At 68.1% G+C, this 14,386-nt stretch carries 11 protein-coding genes; 3 read left to right on the top strand and 8 right to left on the bottom strand.

Features of this window, described 5'->3' with window-relative positions; all coding sequences use genetic code 11:
- A partial coding sequence (gene phzA / locus ACTJJX_RS22970; protein ID WP_003111614.1) for a phenazine biosynthesis protein PhzA occupies window positions 1–401 on the bottom strand: 401 nt, incomplete at its 3' end.
- 696 nt (window positions 402–1,097) lie between these two features.
- On the opposite strand from phzA, the gene phzM reads away from it, so the two are divergent.
- Window positions 1,098–2,102, top strand: a complete 1,005-nt coding sequence (phzM, locus tag ACTJJX_RS22965; RefSeq protein WP_016852432.1) for a phenazine-1-carboxylate N-methyltransferase PhzM — start codon at window positions 1,098–1,100, stop codon at window positions 2,100–2,102.
- A 10-nt stretch (window positions 2,103–2,112) separates the two neighbouring features.
- Here phzM and opmD read toward each other — a convergent pair whose 3' ends face one another.
- From opmD to nmoR, 6 genes are all read right to left on the bottom strand, one after another.
- On the bottom strand, window positions 2,113–3,576 hold the full coding sequence (gene opmD, locus ACTJJX_RS22960) for a multidrug efflux transporter outer membrane subunit OpmD (RefSeq protein WP_023082752.1): 1,464 nt from the start codon (window positions 3,574–3,576) through the stop codon (window positions 2,113–2,115).
- Entirely contained in the window at window positions 3,573–6,662 is a 3,090-nt protein-coding gene (gene mexI / locus ACTJJX_RS22955; RefSeq protein WP_003093610.1) for a multidrug efflux RND transporter permease MexI, read from the bottom strand. Before mexI ends, opmD begins: the two co-directional genes overlap by 4 nt.
- 12 nt (window positions 6,663–6,674) lie before the next feature.
- Entirely contained in the window at window positions 6,675–7,787 is a 1,113-nt protein-coding gene (gene mexH / locus ACTJJX_RS22950; protein WP_003104731.1) for a multidrug efflux RND transporter periplasmic adaptor MexH, read from the bottom strand.
- Between the two features lie 7 nt (window positions 7,788–7,794).
- Window positions 7,795–8,241: a multidrug efflux RND transporter inhibitory subunit MexG gene (gene mexG / locus ACTJJX_RS22945; protein ID WP_003093607.1), complete on the bottom strand. Its 447-nt coding sequence runs from the start codon at window positions 8,239–8,241 to the stop codon at window positions 7,795–7,797.
- 650 nt (window positions 8,242–8,891) lie between these two features.
- Window positions 8,892–10,058: a gluconolactonase PpgL gene (gene ppgL, locus ACTJJX_RS22940; RefSeq protein ID WP_003114725.1), complete on the bottom strand. Its 1,167-nt coding sequence runs from the start codon at window positions 10,056–10,058 to the stop codon at window positions 8,892–8,894.
- Between the two features lie 79 nt (window positions 10,059–10,137).
- Window positions 10,138–10,992 (bottom strand): LysR family transcriptional regulator NmoR, encoded by an 855-nt coding sequence (gene nmoR / locus ACTJJX_RS22935; protein ID WP_023082753.1) that lies wholly within the window; start codon window positions 10,990–10,992, stop codon window positions 10,138–10,140.
- Window positions 10,993–11,099: 107 nt separating this feature from the next.
- Between nmoR and nmoA the strand changes: the two genes are divergently transcribed.
- Window positions 11,100–12,155 carry a nitronate monooxygenase gene (gene nmoA, locus ACTJJX_RS22930; RefSeq protein WP_003111998.1) on the top strand — a complete coding sequence of 352 codons (1,056 nt, stop codon included), beginning with the start codon at window positions 11,100–11,102 and terminating at the stop codon, window positions 12,153–12,155.
- Between the two features lie 95 nt (window positions 12,156–12,250).
- Window positions 12,251–13,291: a D-alanine--D-alanine ligase gene (locus tag ACTJJX_RS22925; RefSeq protein ID WP_003093601.1), complete on the top strand. Its 1,041-nt coding sequence runs from the start codon at window positions 12,251–12,253 to the stop codon at window positions 13,289–13,291.
- A 39-nt stretch (window positions 13,292–13,330) separates the two neighbouring features.
- Here ACTJJX_RS22925 and ACTJJX_RS22920 read toward each other — a convergent pair whose 3' ends face one another.
- A complete protein-coding gene (locus tag ACTJJX_RS22920) occupies window positions 13,331–14,197 on the bottom strand; it encodes an MBL fold metallo-hydrolase (protein ID WP_003114721.1) in 867 nt (288 codons plus the stop codon).
- Between the last annotated feature and the right edge of the window lie 189 nt (window positions 14,198–14,386).

Genomic DNA, 14,386 nt, shown 5'->3' with positions numbered 1-14,386 from the left:
CGTTTTATCCGGCCGTTCTCGAGTTCGAAGGAATGGATGTAGTGGTTCTCGCAATAGCCCTGCGGATACCCCGGGACCAGCGCCTTGCCGCGCCCGTCGCACTCGACCCAGAAGTGGTTCGGATCCTCGGTCTCGAAGATCCGCACGTTGTGCCACTCCCAGTCGGGGAAGCAGCGCTCGAGCCACTCGGCGAGCCGCCTGAGGCTCTCATGGCCCCGGAAAACCAGGGGTTCGCCGCTTTCCGTGGTCCAGTTGCCGGCGCAGCCGTCCTCGACGAACAGGCTGTGCCGCTGTAACCGTTCGGCCCCCTTCATTGCCATGTAGCGCTCCACCGTGGCGCGATTCAGGCGCCGCAGACGCTCGATGTCGAGGGGTGTTTCCCTGTACCGCTGACCGTTCATGCGCCGCCTCCGAGAGGGCTCTCCAGGTATGCCGGAGAAACTTTTCCCTCGCGGCATCGGTTATTCGCTGGCGCGCAGGAGTTCGTCGCTCGGTAAGGGAGCGATATTCGCTGGGCGCATTGTTTATACGTAGGGTGAAATTTCGCGTTACATATGTTCGCCTGTCGTTTCCAATTTTCGAAAGGCAATAGGAGTTTCATCCCGGGTTTCTTTTGGAAACCTGTCGGTAATGGATTCGCAATGCTTTCGTTAAGGTGCGACAGACGAGGTCGCGAAGACTTTCAGCGTCATTCCGTGAAGTGTTTCAAATAGCCAGCATCCCTGGTCGCTGATGTGGATTGCATAAAACACAGAACGCTCGTACCGGCTCAACTACAAGATCTGGTAGGTGCCAGACAGGGTATGCGGGATTGCTAAGCTGATGCTTCCTGCAATGCCGGAGGTTGTAGCCAAGTTGTAATTTTATTCTTTCGGTACGCAGGAAAAGGCTCTGGAACAGGCAGTTGGAAAGTTCCAGGGTTGTTTCCGCAACGAGATCCAGGGAGCGCTGATCCGGGGGATGAGCGCATTTTTTCTCAAAGTTCCGAATGAACCGGGGTGTTCTGCGGTATTTCTCGCCGAGCGGGCAAGAAGTGCGAAATAGAGCGCTTGGGTACTTCTCGGGTTACGGAAATGTGTAACGAGAGAGAATAAAAGATGAATAATTCGAATCTTGCTGCTGCGCGTAATTTGATACAAGTTGTTACCGGGGAATGGAAGTCCCGTTGCGTCTACGTCGCTACGCGCCTCGGGCTGGCCGATCTGATCGAGAGCGGGATCGACAGCGACGAGACGCTGGCCGCCGCGGTCGGTTCCGATGCCGAGCGCATCCATCGACTGATGCGCCTGCTGGTGGCCTTCGAGATCTTCCAGGGCGATACCCGCGACGGCTACGCCAATACCCCCACCAGCCACCTGCTGAGGGATGTCGAGGGCTCCTTCCGCGACATGGTGCTGTTCTACGGCGAGGAGTTCCACGCCGCCTGGACGCCCGCCTGCGAGGCGCTGCTCAGCGGTACCCCAGGCTTCGAGCTGGCGTTCGGCGAAGACTTCTACAGCTACCTGAAGCGCTGCCCGGATGCCGGCCGGCGCTTCCTGCTGGCGATGAAGGCGAGCAACCTGGCCTTCCACGAGATCCCCAGGCTCCTGGATTTCCGCGGGCGTAACTTCGTCGACGTCGGTGGCGGTTCCGGCGAATTGACCAAGGCCATCCTGCAGGCCGAGCCCAGCGCCCGGGGCGTGATGCTCGACCGCGAGGGTTCCCTCGGCGTGGCCCGCGACAACCTCTCCAGCCTGTTGGCAGGGGAGCGCGTCAGCCTGGTGGGCGGCGACATGCTGCAAGAGGTGCCGTCCAACGGCGATATCTACCTGCTGTCGCGGATCATCGGCGATCTGGACGAAGCCGCCAGCCTGCGGTTGCTCGGCAATTGCCGCGAGGCGATGGCCGGCGACGGCCGGGTGGTGGTGATCGAGCGGACCATCTCGGCCAGCGAGCCGTCGCCGATGTCGGTGCTCTGGGACGTGCACCTGTTCATGGCCTGCGCTGGCCGTCACCGCACCACCGAGGAGGTGGTCGACCTGCTCGGGCGCGGCGGCTTCGCGGTGGAGCGGATCGTCGACCTGCCGATGGAAACCCGCATGATCGTCGCTGCCAGGGCCTGAATCGGAACTTTCAACGGTTGGCCCCGGCGGTTTCGCCGGCGGCCAGTTGGCCGGCGCCCGGCTCCAGGTCGCCGCTGCCCCAGCCGAGCGCCTTGTAGAGCGCGATGACGTTGACGAACGAGGCGGTCTCCGCCTGCGCCAGTTCCTCGCGGATCTGGTACAGCGCGCGCTGGTTCTCCAGCACCGCCAGGTAGCTGCCGGCGCCGGCGCGGTAGCGTTCGTTGGCGATCTCCAGGGCGTTCGCGCCATGGGTCGCGGACTGGAACAGGGCGACCAGCCGACGCTGGTGTTCGGCCAGTTGGTTGAGCGCGTTGCCGACGTCCTCCTGGGCCAGCAGCAGGGAGCGCTGGTAGCGCGCCAGCGCGGCGTCGGACTGCGCCTCGACGGCGCGCAGGCGGGCCCGCACGTTGCCCAGGCGGAACGCCGGCCAACTGACGCTGGGCGCCAGTTCGAAGGCGCGCGAGGCGCTGCCGAGGTCGCCGCTGCGCAGGGCGAAGAAACCGATGAAGCCGCCCAGGTCGAGGCGCGGATAGAGTTCGGCGGTGGCCGCGCCGACGTCTTCGGTGCTCGCTGCCAGTTGCCGCTCGGCGCTGACTACGTCGGGGCGCTGGAGGATCAGGCGGTCGACGTCGCCCAGCGGCAGGTTCTTCGCCAATGGCGCGGCGGCGGCGCCGTCGAGGATCGGCGCGCCGCTGCCGGGTGCCTCGCCGCGCAGCACGTCGAGGCGATAGCGGGCGCTCTCCAGCGCGGTCGTCAGTGGCGGAATCGCCGCTTCGCTGCGCAGCAGGTTGGCCTGGGCGTTCTCCACGTCCTCCGGCAGGCCGCTGCCCAGTTGCAGGCTGCTGCGGGTCAGCTCCAGGGTGTCGCGCCAACTGCGCACCTGGGCGCGCGCCACGTCCAGCCGGCGCTGGTAGCCCTGGATCTCGAAGTAGGCGCGGGCGGTGTCGGCGGCGATGCTCAGGCGTACCAGCCGGAGGTCGGCGTCGGCCGCTTCGGCGCGGGCCAGGGCGGCGTCGGAAAGTCGGCCGAGGCGGCCGAACAGGTCGATTTCCCACTGCGCGTCGAAGCCGGCGCGGTAGCTCTCCGCCAGGCGCCGGCGCGGCTCGCCGTCGTAGTCCAGCTGTTGTTCGATGCTGCGGCTGTAGCCGGCCTGGCTGGTGACCTGCGGCAACTGGTCGAGCCAGCGGTCGTCGAACAGCGCGCGGGCGCTGCGCAGGTTGGCGCGGGCCTCGCGGATGTCGTGGTTGCGCGCCAGCGCCTGGTCGACCAGGCGCACCAGTTGCGGATCGTCGAAGAAGCTCCACCAGGGCGCTTCCCGCCGCTCGCCGGAGAACTCGCCGAGGTGCTCGCTGGCGACGCGTGGCGGCGGCGACTGCGGACGCTGGTAGTCGGGGCCGACGCTGCAGGCGGCCAGGCCGGTGCCGACCGCCAGGGCCAGCGCCAGGCGCGAAAGGTTCGGGTAGGAGCGCTTCATGCCTTGTTCACCAGCAGATCGGCCTCGGCCAGTTGCCGGCTGCGCGGGCTCTTGTCGACTTCCGCGTGGTTGCGCGCCAGCAGGGTATAGACGGTGGGCAGCACGAACAGGGTGAAGAGGGTGCCGACCAGCATCCCGGAGACGATCACCACGCCCAGGCCGAAGCGGCTGGCGGCGCCGGCGCCGCTGGCGAAGAGCAGCGGCACCAGGCCGAAGACCATTGCCGCGGTGGTCATCAGCACCGGCCGCAGGCGGATCTGCGCGGCGCGCAGGATCGCCGCGCGGCGGTCGAGGCGCTCGTGGAGTTGCAGTTCGTTGGCGAACTCGACCATGAGGATGCCGTGCTTGCTGATCAGGCCGATCAGGGTGACCAGGCCGATCTGCGTATAGATGTTCATCGTCGCGTAGCCCAGCGCCAGCGGCAGCAGCGCGCCGCAGATCGACAGCGGCACGGTGATCAGGATGATCAGCGGGTCGGCCAGGCTCTCGTACTGCGCGGCGAGCACCAGGTAGATCACCACCAGGGCGGCGAGGAAGGCGAACACCAGGGTGTTGCCTTCCTGGGTGTATTGCCGCGAGTCGGATTGCCAGTCGTGGCTGAAGCCGGCCGGCAGGCCGCGCGCCACGTCGTCGAGGAAGGCCACCGCCTGGCCCATGGAGACGCCGGGCGCGGGGATCGCCTGGAGGGTCGCGGCGTTCTGCTGGTCGAACTGGATCAGCTTGTTCGGTTCGACCTGAAGCTCCACCCGGACCACCGTCGACAGCGGCACCAGGTTGCCGTCCTGGGTGCGCACGAACTGTCGTGCCAGCGCTTGCGGAGTGAAACGCTGGTCGCGCAGGCTCTGTGGGATCACGTCGTAGGAGCGGCCCTCCATGCCGAAGCGGTTGACGTAGTTCTCGCCCACCAGCACCGCCAGCGACTCGCCGATGTCCTGCATGCGGATGCCCAGGCTGTTGGCCTTGGCGCGGTCGATGCGGACCTGGACCACCGGGTTGTTGTAGTCGAGGTCGCTGTCGACCACCACGAACAGCCCGCTCTGTCGGGCCTTCTGCTTGATCTCTTCCATGGTCCGGTAGAGCACTGGATAGTCCTGCGGGCTGCGCAGCACCATCTGCACCGGCAGGCCGCCGGTGGAGCCGGGCAGGGCGGCCAACTGGAAGGCGAAGATGCTGCTGCCCTCGACATCGCCGACCTTGCCTTGCAGCTCGGACTGGATCGCCGAGGCGTCGCGCTCGCGTTTTTCCCAGGCCGCCAGGTTGATCCCGCCGAAGCTCGCCGCCGGTCCGTCGGTGCCGTTGATGATCCAGGTGCTCACGGTTTCCGGGATGCTGGTGTAGACCTGGTCGAGCTTGCGCGCGAACAGTTCGACATAGTCGAGGTTGGCGTGCTGCGGCGCCTTGATCGCGGTGAGCACCGCGGCCTGGTCCTCGGTCGGCGCCAGTTCGCGCTTGGGCATCGAATACAGCAGCGGCAGGCTGATGCACACCAGCAATGCCAGGCCGCCGGTCAGCCAGCGGTGGCCCAGGGAGAACTCCAGGACCTGCCCGTAGCGCCGCGTCAGGCCGCCGAAGAACCACTCGGCGGCGCGGCCCATGCGCCCCTCGTTCTGGTGCGCCTGGAGCAGCAGCGAACTCATCACCGGCGACAGGGTCAGCGCCACCACCCCGGACACGATCACCGCGCCCGCCAGGGTCAGGGCGAACTCGCGGAACAGCGCGCCGGTGAGGCCGCCCATCAGGCCGATGGGGGTGTACACGGCGGCCAGGGTGATGGTCATGGCGATCACCGGGCCGGCCACTTCGCGGGCGCCGATCAGCGCCGCCGCCACCGGCGACTTGCCTTCCTCGATGTGGCGGTGGACGTTCTCCACCACCACGATGGCGTCGTCCACCACCAGCCCGATGGCCAGCACCATCGCCAGCAGGGTCAGCAGGTTGACGCTGAAGCCGAAGGCCAGCATCAGCGCGGCGGCGCCGAGCATCGACAGGGGAATGGTCGCCACCGGGATCAGCACGCTGCGCAGCGAGCCGAGGCAGAGGTAGATCACCAGCACCACGATCAGCAGCGCTTCCACCAGGGTCCGCACCACCTCGTCGATGGAGGCCTGGATGAAGCGCGAAGTCTCGTAGGCGAGGTCGACGCGGACATCCGGCGGCAGGGTCTTCTGGATCTCCGGCAGCAGCTTGCGGATGCCGTCGACGATCACCAGCGGGTTGCCGGTGGGCGTCGGGAACAACCCCAGGTGCACCGCCGGATCGCCGTCCATCAGTGCGCTGGTCTCGGTGGCCGCGGCGCCCAGTTCGACGGTACCGACGTCGCGCAGGCGCACCAGGCCGTTGCCATCGTTGCGGATGACCATCTCGCGGAAGTCGTCGACGTTGGTCAGGTCGGTGTTGACCCGCACGTTGGACAGCACGTACTGCCCCTTCACCATCCCCGGCGCCGCCTGGTAGTTGTTGCGGCGGATCGCCTCGGCCACGTCGGAGGCGGTCAGGCCGCGCCCGGCGAGGCGGTCGGCGTCGAGCCAGAGGCGCATGGCCAGGCGCTGGCCGCCAAAGGTCTGGACCTTGGCCACGCCGTCGATGGAAGAGAACATCGGCTCGACCACCCGCGACAGGTAGTCGGTCAACGCCGGGATCGGCAGGGTCTTGCTGGAAAAGCCGACGTAGGCTACCGCGGTGGTCTCGCCGGAAGAGCGTTCGATCACCGAGTCGTAGGCACGCTCGGGCAGTTTGTAGCGCACCGAGTTGACCTTGGCCATGGTCTCGGTCATCGCCTGGGTCGAATCGCGGTTGAGCAGCATGCGGATGGTCACCACGCTACGCCCCTGCACCGAGGTCGAGGAAAGGTAGTCGATGCCCTCCACCGACGACACCGCCTGGGCGATCGGCTGGGTGACGAAGCCTTGCATGAGATCGGCGGAGGCGCCGGGGTACTCGGTGGTGACGGTGATGGTCGAGCTTTCCAGCAGCGGGTACTGGCGGATCGGCAGCTTGCCCAGGGAGAACAGGCCGAGCAGCAGGATCAGCGTGCTGACCACCAGCGCCAGCACCGGCCGGCGGACGAACAGGTCGGTAAAGGTCATCGCGGGCTTCCTTCAGCGGCCGGCGACCGGCACGGGGGGCGCGGCACTGCTCAGGGTGTCTTCCTTGACCGGTTCCACGGCCATCCCGTCGCTCAGGTTGATCTGTCCGGAAGTCACTACCCGGTCGCCCTCGGCGAGGCCCTGGAGGATTTCCACGCGACCGTCCCAGCGCTCGCCGATCCGCACCGAGACGCGCTTGGCGCTGAGCGGCCGGTCGCCGTCCTGGTGGGCGACGAACACGGTGTCGCCGTAGGCGGTGTAGGTGACCGCGGTTTCCGGCACGCTCAGCGACGGCGCGTCGGCTTTGCGCGAGACCCGGATGCTGGCGAACATGCCGGCGGCGAGCAGGCCTTCGGGGTTGTCCAGCAAGGCCTGGACCTGCACCGTGCGCGACTTGCCGATCAGCGGGTCGATGGCGCTGATGCGCGCCGGGAAGCTGCGCCCCGGATAGGCGTCGACCAGGACCTCGAGGGGCTGGCCGAGCTTCAGCTCGGGGCTGGTGCTTTCGTCCAGGGAGAAATTGCTTTTCAGGGTCCGCGCATCCACCAGGCTGGCCACCGGCTCGGCGACGCCGAGGTACTGGCCGAGGTGCACGCGGCGGATGCCGAGCTGGCCGGAGAAGGGCGCGCGGATCGCCTTCTGGTCGATCAGCGCCTGGGTCTGGCGCACCGCGCCGAGCGCCATGTCGCGGGCGGCGACGGCGTTGTCCAGCTGTTCCTGCGAGGCGACGTTGCGCTCTACCAGCTTGCGCGCACGGGCATGGAGGATCTCGGCATTGCGCAACTGCGCCTTGAGACGGATCAGCTCGGCCTGTTCCACCGCGTCGTTGAGTTGCACCAGCAACTGCCCTTGCTGCACCTGCTGGCCCGATTCGAAGGCGATGCGGGTGATCCGTCCTGCCGCTTCGGCGGCCACCTGGACCTGGCGACCGGCCTCCAGCTCGCCGACGCCATCGAAGACGCGCGGCACCACCCGCCGCTCCACCGAGGCGAGGGCGACCTTCACCGGCGGGTAGCCGGCGAAACCGCCGGCGTCTTTCTTCGCCGAGCCGGTGGCGTAGACGGCGATGCCGATAACCGCCGCGCAGATGAGCGCGGCACTGGCGATCAGGACGGGTTTCTGCATGATCGCCTCAGGCCTTCTGGTAGGTGGCGGCCACGGAGACGTCCTGGCGCAGCCGCTGGCGTTGCGCGCTGGCGATGGCCGTGGCGATCAGGCCGCCGATCACCGCGATGTGTTCGAGGGCGAAGAACATCGCCAGCTTGGCTTCGACGCCGGTCTTGCTCCAGAAGGTGTGGACGATGAGGATGGTCAGCAGCAGGAACACCGCCAGCGCCCCGGCGCCGAGCCATAGCTTGCGGTCCAGCAGGACCAGCGCGGAGCCGGCCAGCAGGGTCACGGCGGTGGCGATGTTGAACAGCCAGGCCGGCTCCAGGCCGGCGGCGCGCATTTCCTCCAGGCTGGCCTGATAGTCGAACAGCTTCGCCAGTCCCGAGGCGACGAACATCAGGGCCAGGCAGATCCGGGCGGTCAGCCAGAGCCAGTTGCTTTCGAGCGAGTTATCGATGAAGCGCTGCATGGGTCGTTCCTTGTGCTGGTCGCCATCCGGCGCCGCGAAGCGGCCGTGGGGGCGGTTCGTGGTCCTGGGGAAACGGGGCGGTATGACCGCAGCGGGGACTATAAAACCTCAAGTTAAGTTGAGGTCAAGGGCGTCTGTGATTAGCGCTATAGGCCTTGCTGGGCGTGGGTTTAAGGTGGATTCGTTGGTGTCGCGGGACGGTGGGATGAGGGGCTGACGATTGGTCGCGGGGACTATTGGGGGAGGGGCTGGGTGTAGCTTGCGGGCAACCCGTCGCGACGGTTCCCCCTGGAGCGAGACGCCTTCGCGGCATCACTGTCGCTCGACCCGCTGCGCGACGATTCGACCTCCTGCCGGGGCGAGTTAGCTCCCCCATCGTCTGGAGGGCAAGCATGACAAACCTCTACGTGGCGGATCCTGGTTCCGTAGGGCGAATAACCGCTTGCGGTTATCCGCCGGTTCTCCGGGACAGCGGCGGATAACGCCCCTGGCGTTATTCGCCCTACAGGACTTGCCGTATGTGGGCGGAAGCTCCATGCCTGTGGGCCTTGGAGCCAGGGCGGGCTTCGGGTCTGGCTCCGTGGTGCGGATGACCGCTTAGCGCCGATCCGCCGGCCCAGCGGCATATCGGCGGATGGCCGAGCGCAAGGTCACGGCACCGCCACGAAGCGCAGATCGCTCGGCGACCCCACCTCGACGCTTTGCAGCGTCTTGCCCACCTGGCCGCTCTGCGGATCGCGGGCGAACACCCGCAACTGGTCGCTGTTCTGGTTGGCCACGAGGACGAAGCGCCCGCCGGGCGAGAAGGCGAATTCGCGCGGCTCGGTGCCTTCCACCGAGCGCCGTTCGACGAAACGCAACTGGCCGCTGGCCGGGTCGACGGCGAAGGTCACCAGTTGGTTGTCGTCGCCGCGATTGAGCACGCCGAGGAAGCGGCCGTCGGCGGACAGGTGCAGGGCGCCGGCGCCGACTTTGCCCTGGAAGCCGGCAGGCGCCAGGTCGTGGGTCTGCAACTGGCGCAGGCGGCCATTGCCCTCATGGGCGAACACCATCACCTGGCCGCTCAGTTCCAGGGTCAGGTAGGCGAAACGCCCGTCGGCGCTGAAGATCAGATGGCGCGGGCCGCTGCCGGGCGGGGTCGGGACGAATGCCGGATCGGCCGCCTGCAGCGGACGTTCGGCCTGTTCCGGGGCGTAGCGGTAGACGAATACCTTGTCGGCGCCGAGGTCGGGGGCGAACAGGTACTGGCCGTCGGGCGAGGACACCACCGAGTGCACATGACCGGAAACCTGGCGCGGATGCACCTTGCTGGCCTGGTGCGACTCCACCTGCACCACCGGCGCCAGCGAGCCGTCCGCGCGCACCGGCAGTACCGCCACCGAGCCTTCCGGCTGTACCGAGTAGTTGGCGACGAACAGGTAGCGGCCGTCGTGGCTGAGGCTGCTGTAGGTCGGATGATCGGCGAGGGTCTGGACCTGGCTGATCTGTTGCAGGCGGCCGCTGATCGGATCGAAACGGTAGGACGTGGCGCGACCGACGGTATCGCCCTTGCCGCCCCGTCCGTTCTCGTTGACCACGAACAGAGTGCGTTGGTCCGGGGCGAAGGTCAGGTACGAGGGGTTGCTGGTATGGGCCACGCGCAGCGGGCCTTTCACCGAGCCGTCGGCGCCGTCGAAGCGGTATACCTGGATGCCTTCGCTGGAGCCTTCGGTATAGGTCCCCACCAGCAGGTTGTAGAGGCTGGCGGCCTGGGCCTGGGGCGCCACGCCGGTGAGCGGCGCGAGGGCCAGCAGGCAGAGGGTGGGCAGTCTTCTCATGGGCAACTCCTTGGCTCGCTATTGTTCTGATGGCTCGGGGTTGGACCGGAGCCAGGCCGTTGGGTTCGCCCCTGGCCGCTCAGTCGCCGGCCTGGCCCAGCACGCCGCGCCAGCGTTCGAAGGCAGCGGTCGCGTAGCCTTCGCGCCAGACCAGCCAGGTGTCTACTTCGGCAAGGGGCAGGCTGCGCAGCGGCGGCGTGCCGAGCAGTTGCAGCACCGAGCGCGGCAGCACGCCGACACAGGCGCCGGCGGCGACGCAGGCGAGGATCGCATGGTAGGAGCCGACTTCCTGCACCGTCAGCGGCGTGCCCAGGCTGTCCTCGGCCAGTTGCCGGTAGGTGCAGCCACGGGAGAAGCCGGCCAGGGTGCGCAGGCGCACCTCGGCGACGTCGTGGACCGGCGGGTGTTCGGCCGGCAGGATCATCAGCAGTTCCTCGCGGAACAGCGGCTCGCCGCGCAGGCCGCTGCCATCGAGTTCGCCGGCCCAGCCCGGGCCGGCGGCCACCAGCGCGCAGTCCAGGCGCCGCGCCCGCACCCCATCGAACAACGCGCGACTGGTGCCGGTGGAGACTTCCAGGGCGACCCGCGGACAGGCCTTGTGATAGCTCGCCAGCAGCGCCGGCAGGCGGCTGGCCGCGGTGCTTTCCATGCTGCCCAGGCGCAGGCGCCCGCCGGGCTCGGCGGGATGCATCGACTGACGCGCCTCGTCGGCGAGAGCCAGCAACTGCTCGGCGTAGGCGAGGAATTCGCTGCCGCGTTCGGTCAGGCTCATGCGCTTGCCGTCGCGCAGGAACAGTTCGACGCCCAGGTCCTCCTCGAGCTGGCGGATCCGCGTGGTGACGTTCGACTGCGCTCGCTGCAACTGCTGAGCGGCGCGGGTGACGCTGGCCTCGTGGGCGACCGCGCGGAAGATTTCGAGGGAGGAAAGGTCCATCGATCTATCTCTTTATGAGAATGAATTGTTAAAAATATTCTTTTATGAAGATATATTGGTCAAGCGTCGGCCGACGCGGTGTCGTCCGACCGGGAGAGGGAATCGCCATGACTGACCGCTTCACGCGCCTGCTCGGCATCCAGCAGCCGATCATCCAGGCACCCATGCTCGGCGTCTCCACGCCGGCGCTGGCCGCCGCCGTATCCAACGCCGGCGGGCTCGGTTCGATCGCCATCACCGGTAGCGCCGCCGAGAAGGGCCGGGCGCTGATCCGCGAGGTGCGCGGGCTGACCGACAAGCCGTTCAACGTCAATCTGTTCTGCCACCGCCCGGGGCAGGCCGACCCCGCCCGCGAGCGCGCCTGGCTGGACTACCTGAAGCCGCTGTTCGCCGAGTTCGGCGCCGAGCCGCCGGCGCGCCTGAACAACATCTACCTGAGCTTCCTCGAAGACCCGACCCTGCTGCCGATGCTGCTGGAAGAGCGGCCGGCGGCGGTCAGCTTCCATTTCGGCGCGCCGCCCCGCGACCAGGTTCGCGCGTTGCAGGCGGCGGGCATCCGCGTACTGGTCAGTGCCACCACGCCGGAGGAAGCGGCTCTGGTGGAGGCCGCCGGCGCCGATGCGGTGGTCGCCCAGGGCATCGAGGCCGGTGGCCATCGCGGGGTGTTCGAGCCGGAGCGCGGCGACGCCGCCATCGGCACCCTGGCGCTGGTCCGCCTGCTGGCGGCGCGCGGTTCGCTACCGGTGGTGGCTGCCGGCGGGATCATGGACGGACGGGGCATCCGCGCCGCCCTGGAGCTGGGCGCGAGCGCCGTGCAGATGGGCACCGCCTTCGTCCTCTGTCCGGAGTCCTCGGCCAACGCCGCCTACCGCGAGGCGCTGAAGGGGCCGCGCGCGGCGCGCACCGCGCTGACCGTGACCATGTCCGGGCGCAGCGCCCGCGGCCTGCCCAACCGGATGTTCTTCGATGCCGCCGCGCCTGGAGTGCCGCCCTTGCCGGACTATCCGTTCGTCTACGACGCGACCAAAGCGTTGCAGACCGCCGCTCTGGCTCGCGGCAACCATGATTTCGCCGCCCAGTGGGCCGGCCAGGGCGCGGCGCTGGCGCGGGAGCTGCCGGCCGCCGAACTGCTGCGCACGCTGGTCGAGGAACTGCGCGGCTGAGGGAGGCCGTTCGCTGCGCGCGACGATGACTGTCTCTGTTCAGTTACCCCTGTGTTGTGCTTTTCTGCCTCCAGCACTGGAACGACAGGTGGAACATGGGACAGGACAAGTTGAAGGTCGCCGTTCTCTTCGGCGGCAGCAGTGAGGAACGGGACGTCTCCATCGCCAGCGGCGCGCAGGTGATCCAGGCTTTGCGCAGCGCCGGCCACCAGGTGCTGGCGGTGGATACCGCCAGCGGCCTGCTCGGCGCGGAGGAAGAGCGCCGCCTGCTGGCGAGCAAGGTCAAGGAGGTCCCGCCGGACTCCGACTCGCTGGCGATCATCCGCAGCGGCAAGCAGAGCCTGCTGAGCGCCGGCGAACTGGCTGGGGTCGACGTGTTCTTCCTCGCCCTGCACGGCGGCACCGGCGAGGACGGCACCCTGCAGGCGCTGCTGGATGCCGGTGGTTTCGCCTATACCGGCAGCGGCCACCTGGCCAGCGCCATGGCGATGGACAAGGACGTGGCCAAGCGCCTGTTCCTCGCCGCCGGGGTGGAGACCGCCAGTTGGCTGATGGCGCCGGCCTCGGAAGAGGCGGTGCGCGAGCAACTGGGCTTCCCCCTGGTGGTCAAGCCGAACAGCCAGGGCTCCACCGTGGGGCTGTCCATCGTGCATTCCCAGGCCGAATTGCAGCCGGCCATCGAGCTGGCCGGGCGCTATGGCGACGAGGTGATGCTGGAGCGCTTCGTCGCCGGCCGCGAGGTCACCGTCGGGGTGCTCGACGACCAGGCGCTGCCGGTGGGCGAGATTCTCCTCGGCGGCCAGGAGGTCTTCGACTACGAGCACAAGTACCAGGCCGGCGCGGTGCGCGAGGTGTTTCCCGCCGACCTGCCGCCGGCGATCGCCGCCGAGGCCCAGCGTCTGGCGCTGAAGGTACACCGGGCGCTGAAGCTGAGCGGCTACAGCCGCACCGACTTCCGCCTCGACGAACAGGGCCGGCTCTGGTGCCTGGAGGTCAATACCCTGCCGGGCATGACCGCCACCAGCCTGCTGCCGCAGGCCGCGGCGGCGGCCGGGATCGGTTTCGCCGAACTCTGCGAGCGGATCTGCCGGCTCGGCATCGAGCGCTGCAAGGGCGCGCGCAAGGCGCGTTCCTGATTCCCGCGGCCCGCCGCCGGGGCGGGCCGCGCCTTTCGCTCAGGCCTCGAGGTTCTCGACCCGCTCGAGGGTGTCGTAGAGGCTGTAGCGCTCCTGTTCGTCGCGTCGCACCCGGCCCATGGCGACGCACGGATCATGGGTGAAGACCAGTCGGCCGTTGCGGGCGATGAGGCTGTCCAGCAGGCGTTCCTTTTCCTCGATCAGGCCTTCCGGGAAGCGGTCGTAGCCCATGGTCAGCGGTAGGTGTACCCAGGGTGCGCCGGGGATCAGGTCGCCGCTGAATACCACCGGGCCGTCGGGCATGGCGATCTCCGGGAGCATCTGGCCCGGGGTATGGCCTTCGCTGAAATGGAAACGCCAGCCCTCGCCCAGATGCGCCGAGCGCTCGCCGTCGTCGAGCAGCTCCAGGCGTCCGCTGGCCTGCAGCAGGTCGAGCAGTTCCGGCACGAACGAGGCTCGGTCGCGCGGGTGCGGCTGGCGCGCGCGCTGCCAGTGGCGGCGGCCGCTGACGAAATGCGCGTTGGGGAACAGCAGGCGCGCCGGCTGGCCTTCTTCCCAGGCGGCGAGCAGGCCGCCGGCGTGGTCGAAGTGCAGGTGGGTGAGCAGCACCACGTCGATGTCGGCGTCGTCCAGGCCGACCGCGGCGAGGCTGTCGAGCAGTACGTGGCGCTCTTCCTGGACGCCGTAGCGCTGGCGCAGGGCGGGCGGGAAGAACGCGCCGATGCCGGCCTCCACCAGTACGTTGCGCTCGCCGTCGCGCACCAGCAGGGCACGGCAGCCGAGGTCGATGCGGTTCTCCGCATCGGGCTGCATCCAGCGTGACCAGAGCGCGCGCGGGGCATTGCCGAACATGGCGCCGCCGTCGAGTTTCTGGCTGTTGCCGAGGAGGGTGGTGAGGGTTCGCATGGATATGTCCTTGTTCCTGGTCTAGCGAATAACCGGCGGTTGCGTCGTTTTTCAAGAATGCCTGGCCGGCTTCCCGGGCGTCGTAGGGCGAATAACCGCTTCGCGGTTATCCGCCGTTATCGCGGGCTGTCGGCGGACAGCGCGTTGCATGCTGTCCCGGAAAAAACACGTGGCCCACGGGCCGCGCGA

Source organism: Pseudomonas sp. 22490, assembly GCF_052044465.1.
Lineage (GTDB): Bacteria > Pseudomonadota > Gammaproteobacteria > Pseudomonadales > Pseudomonadaceae > Pseudomonas > Pseudomonas aeruginosa.
This window is presented reverse-complemented; position numbering and strand designations above follow the sequence as displayed.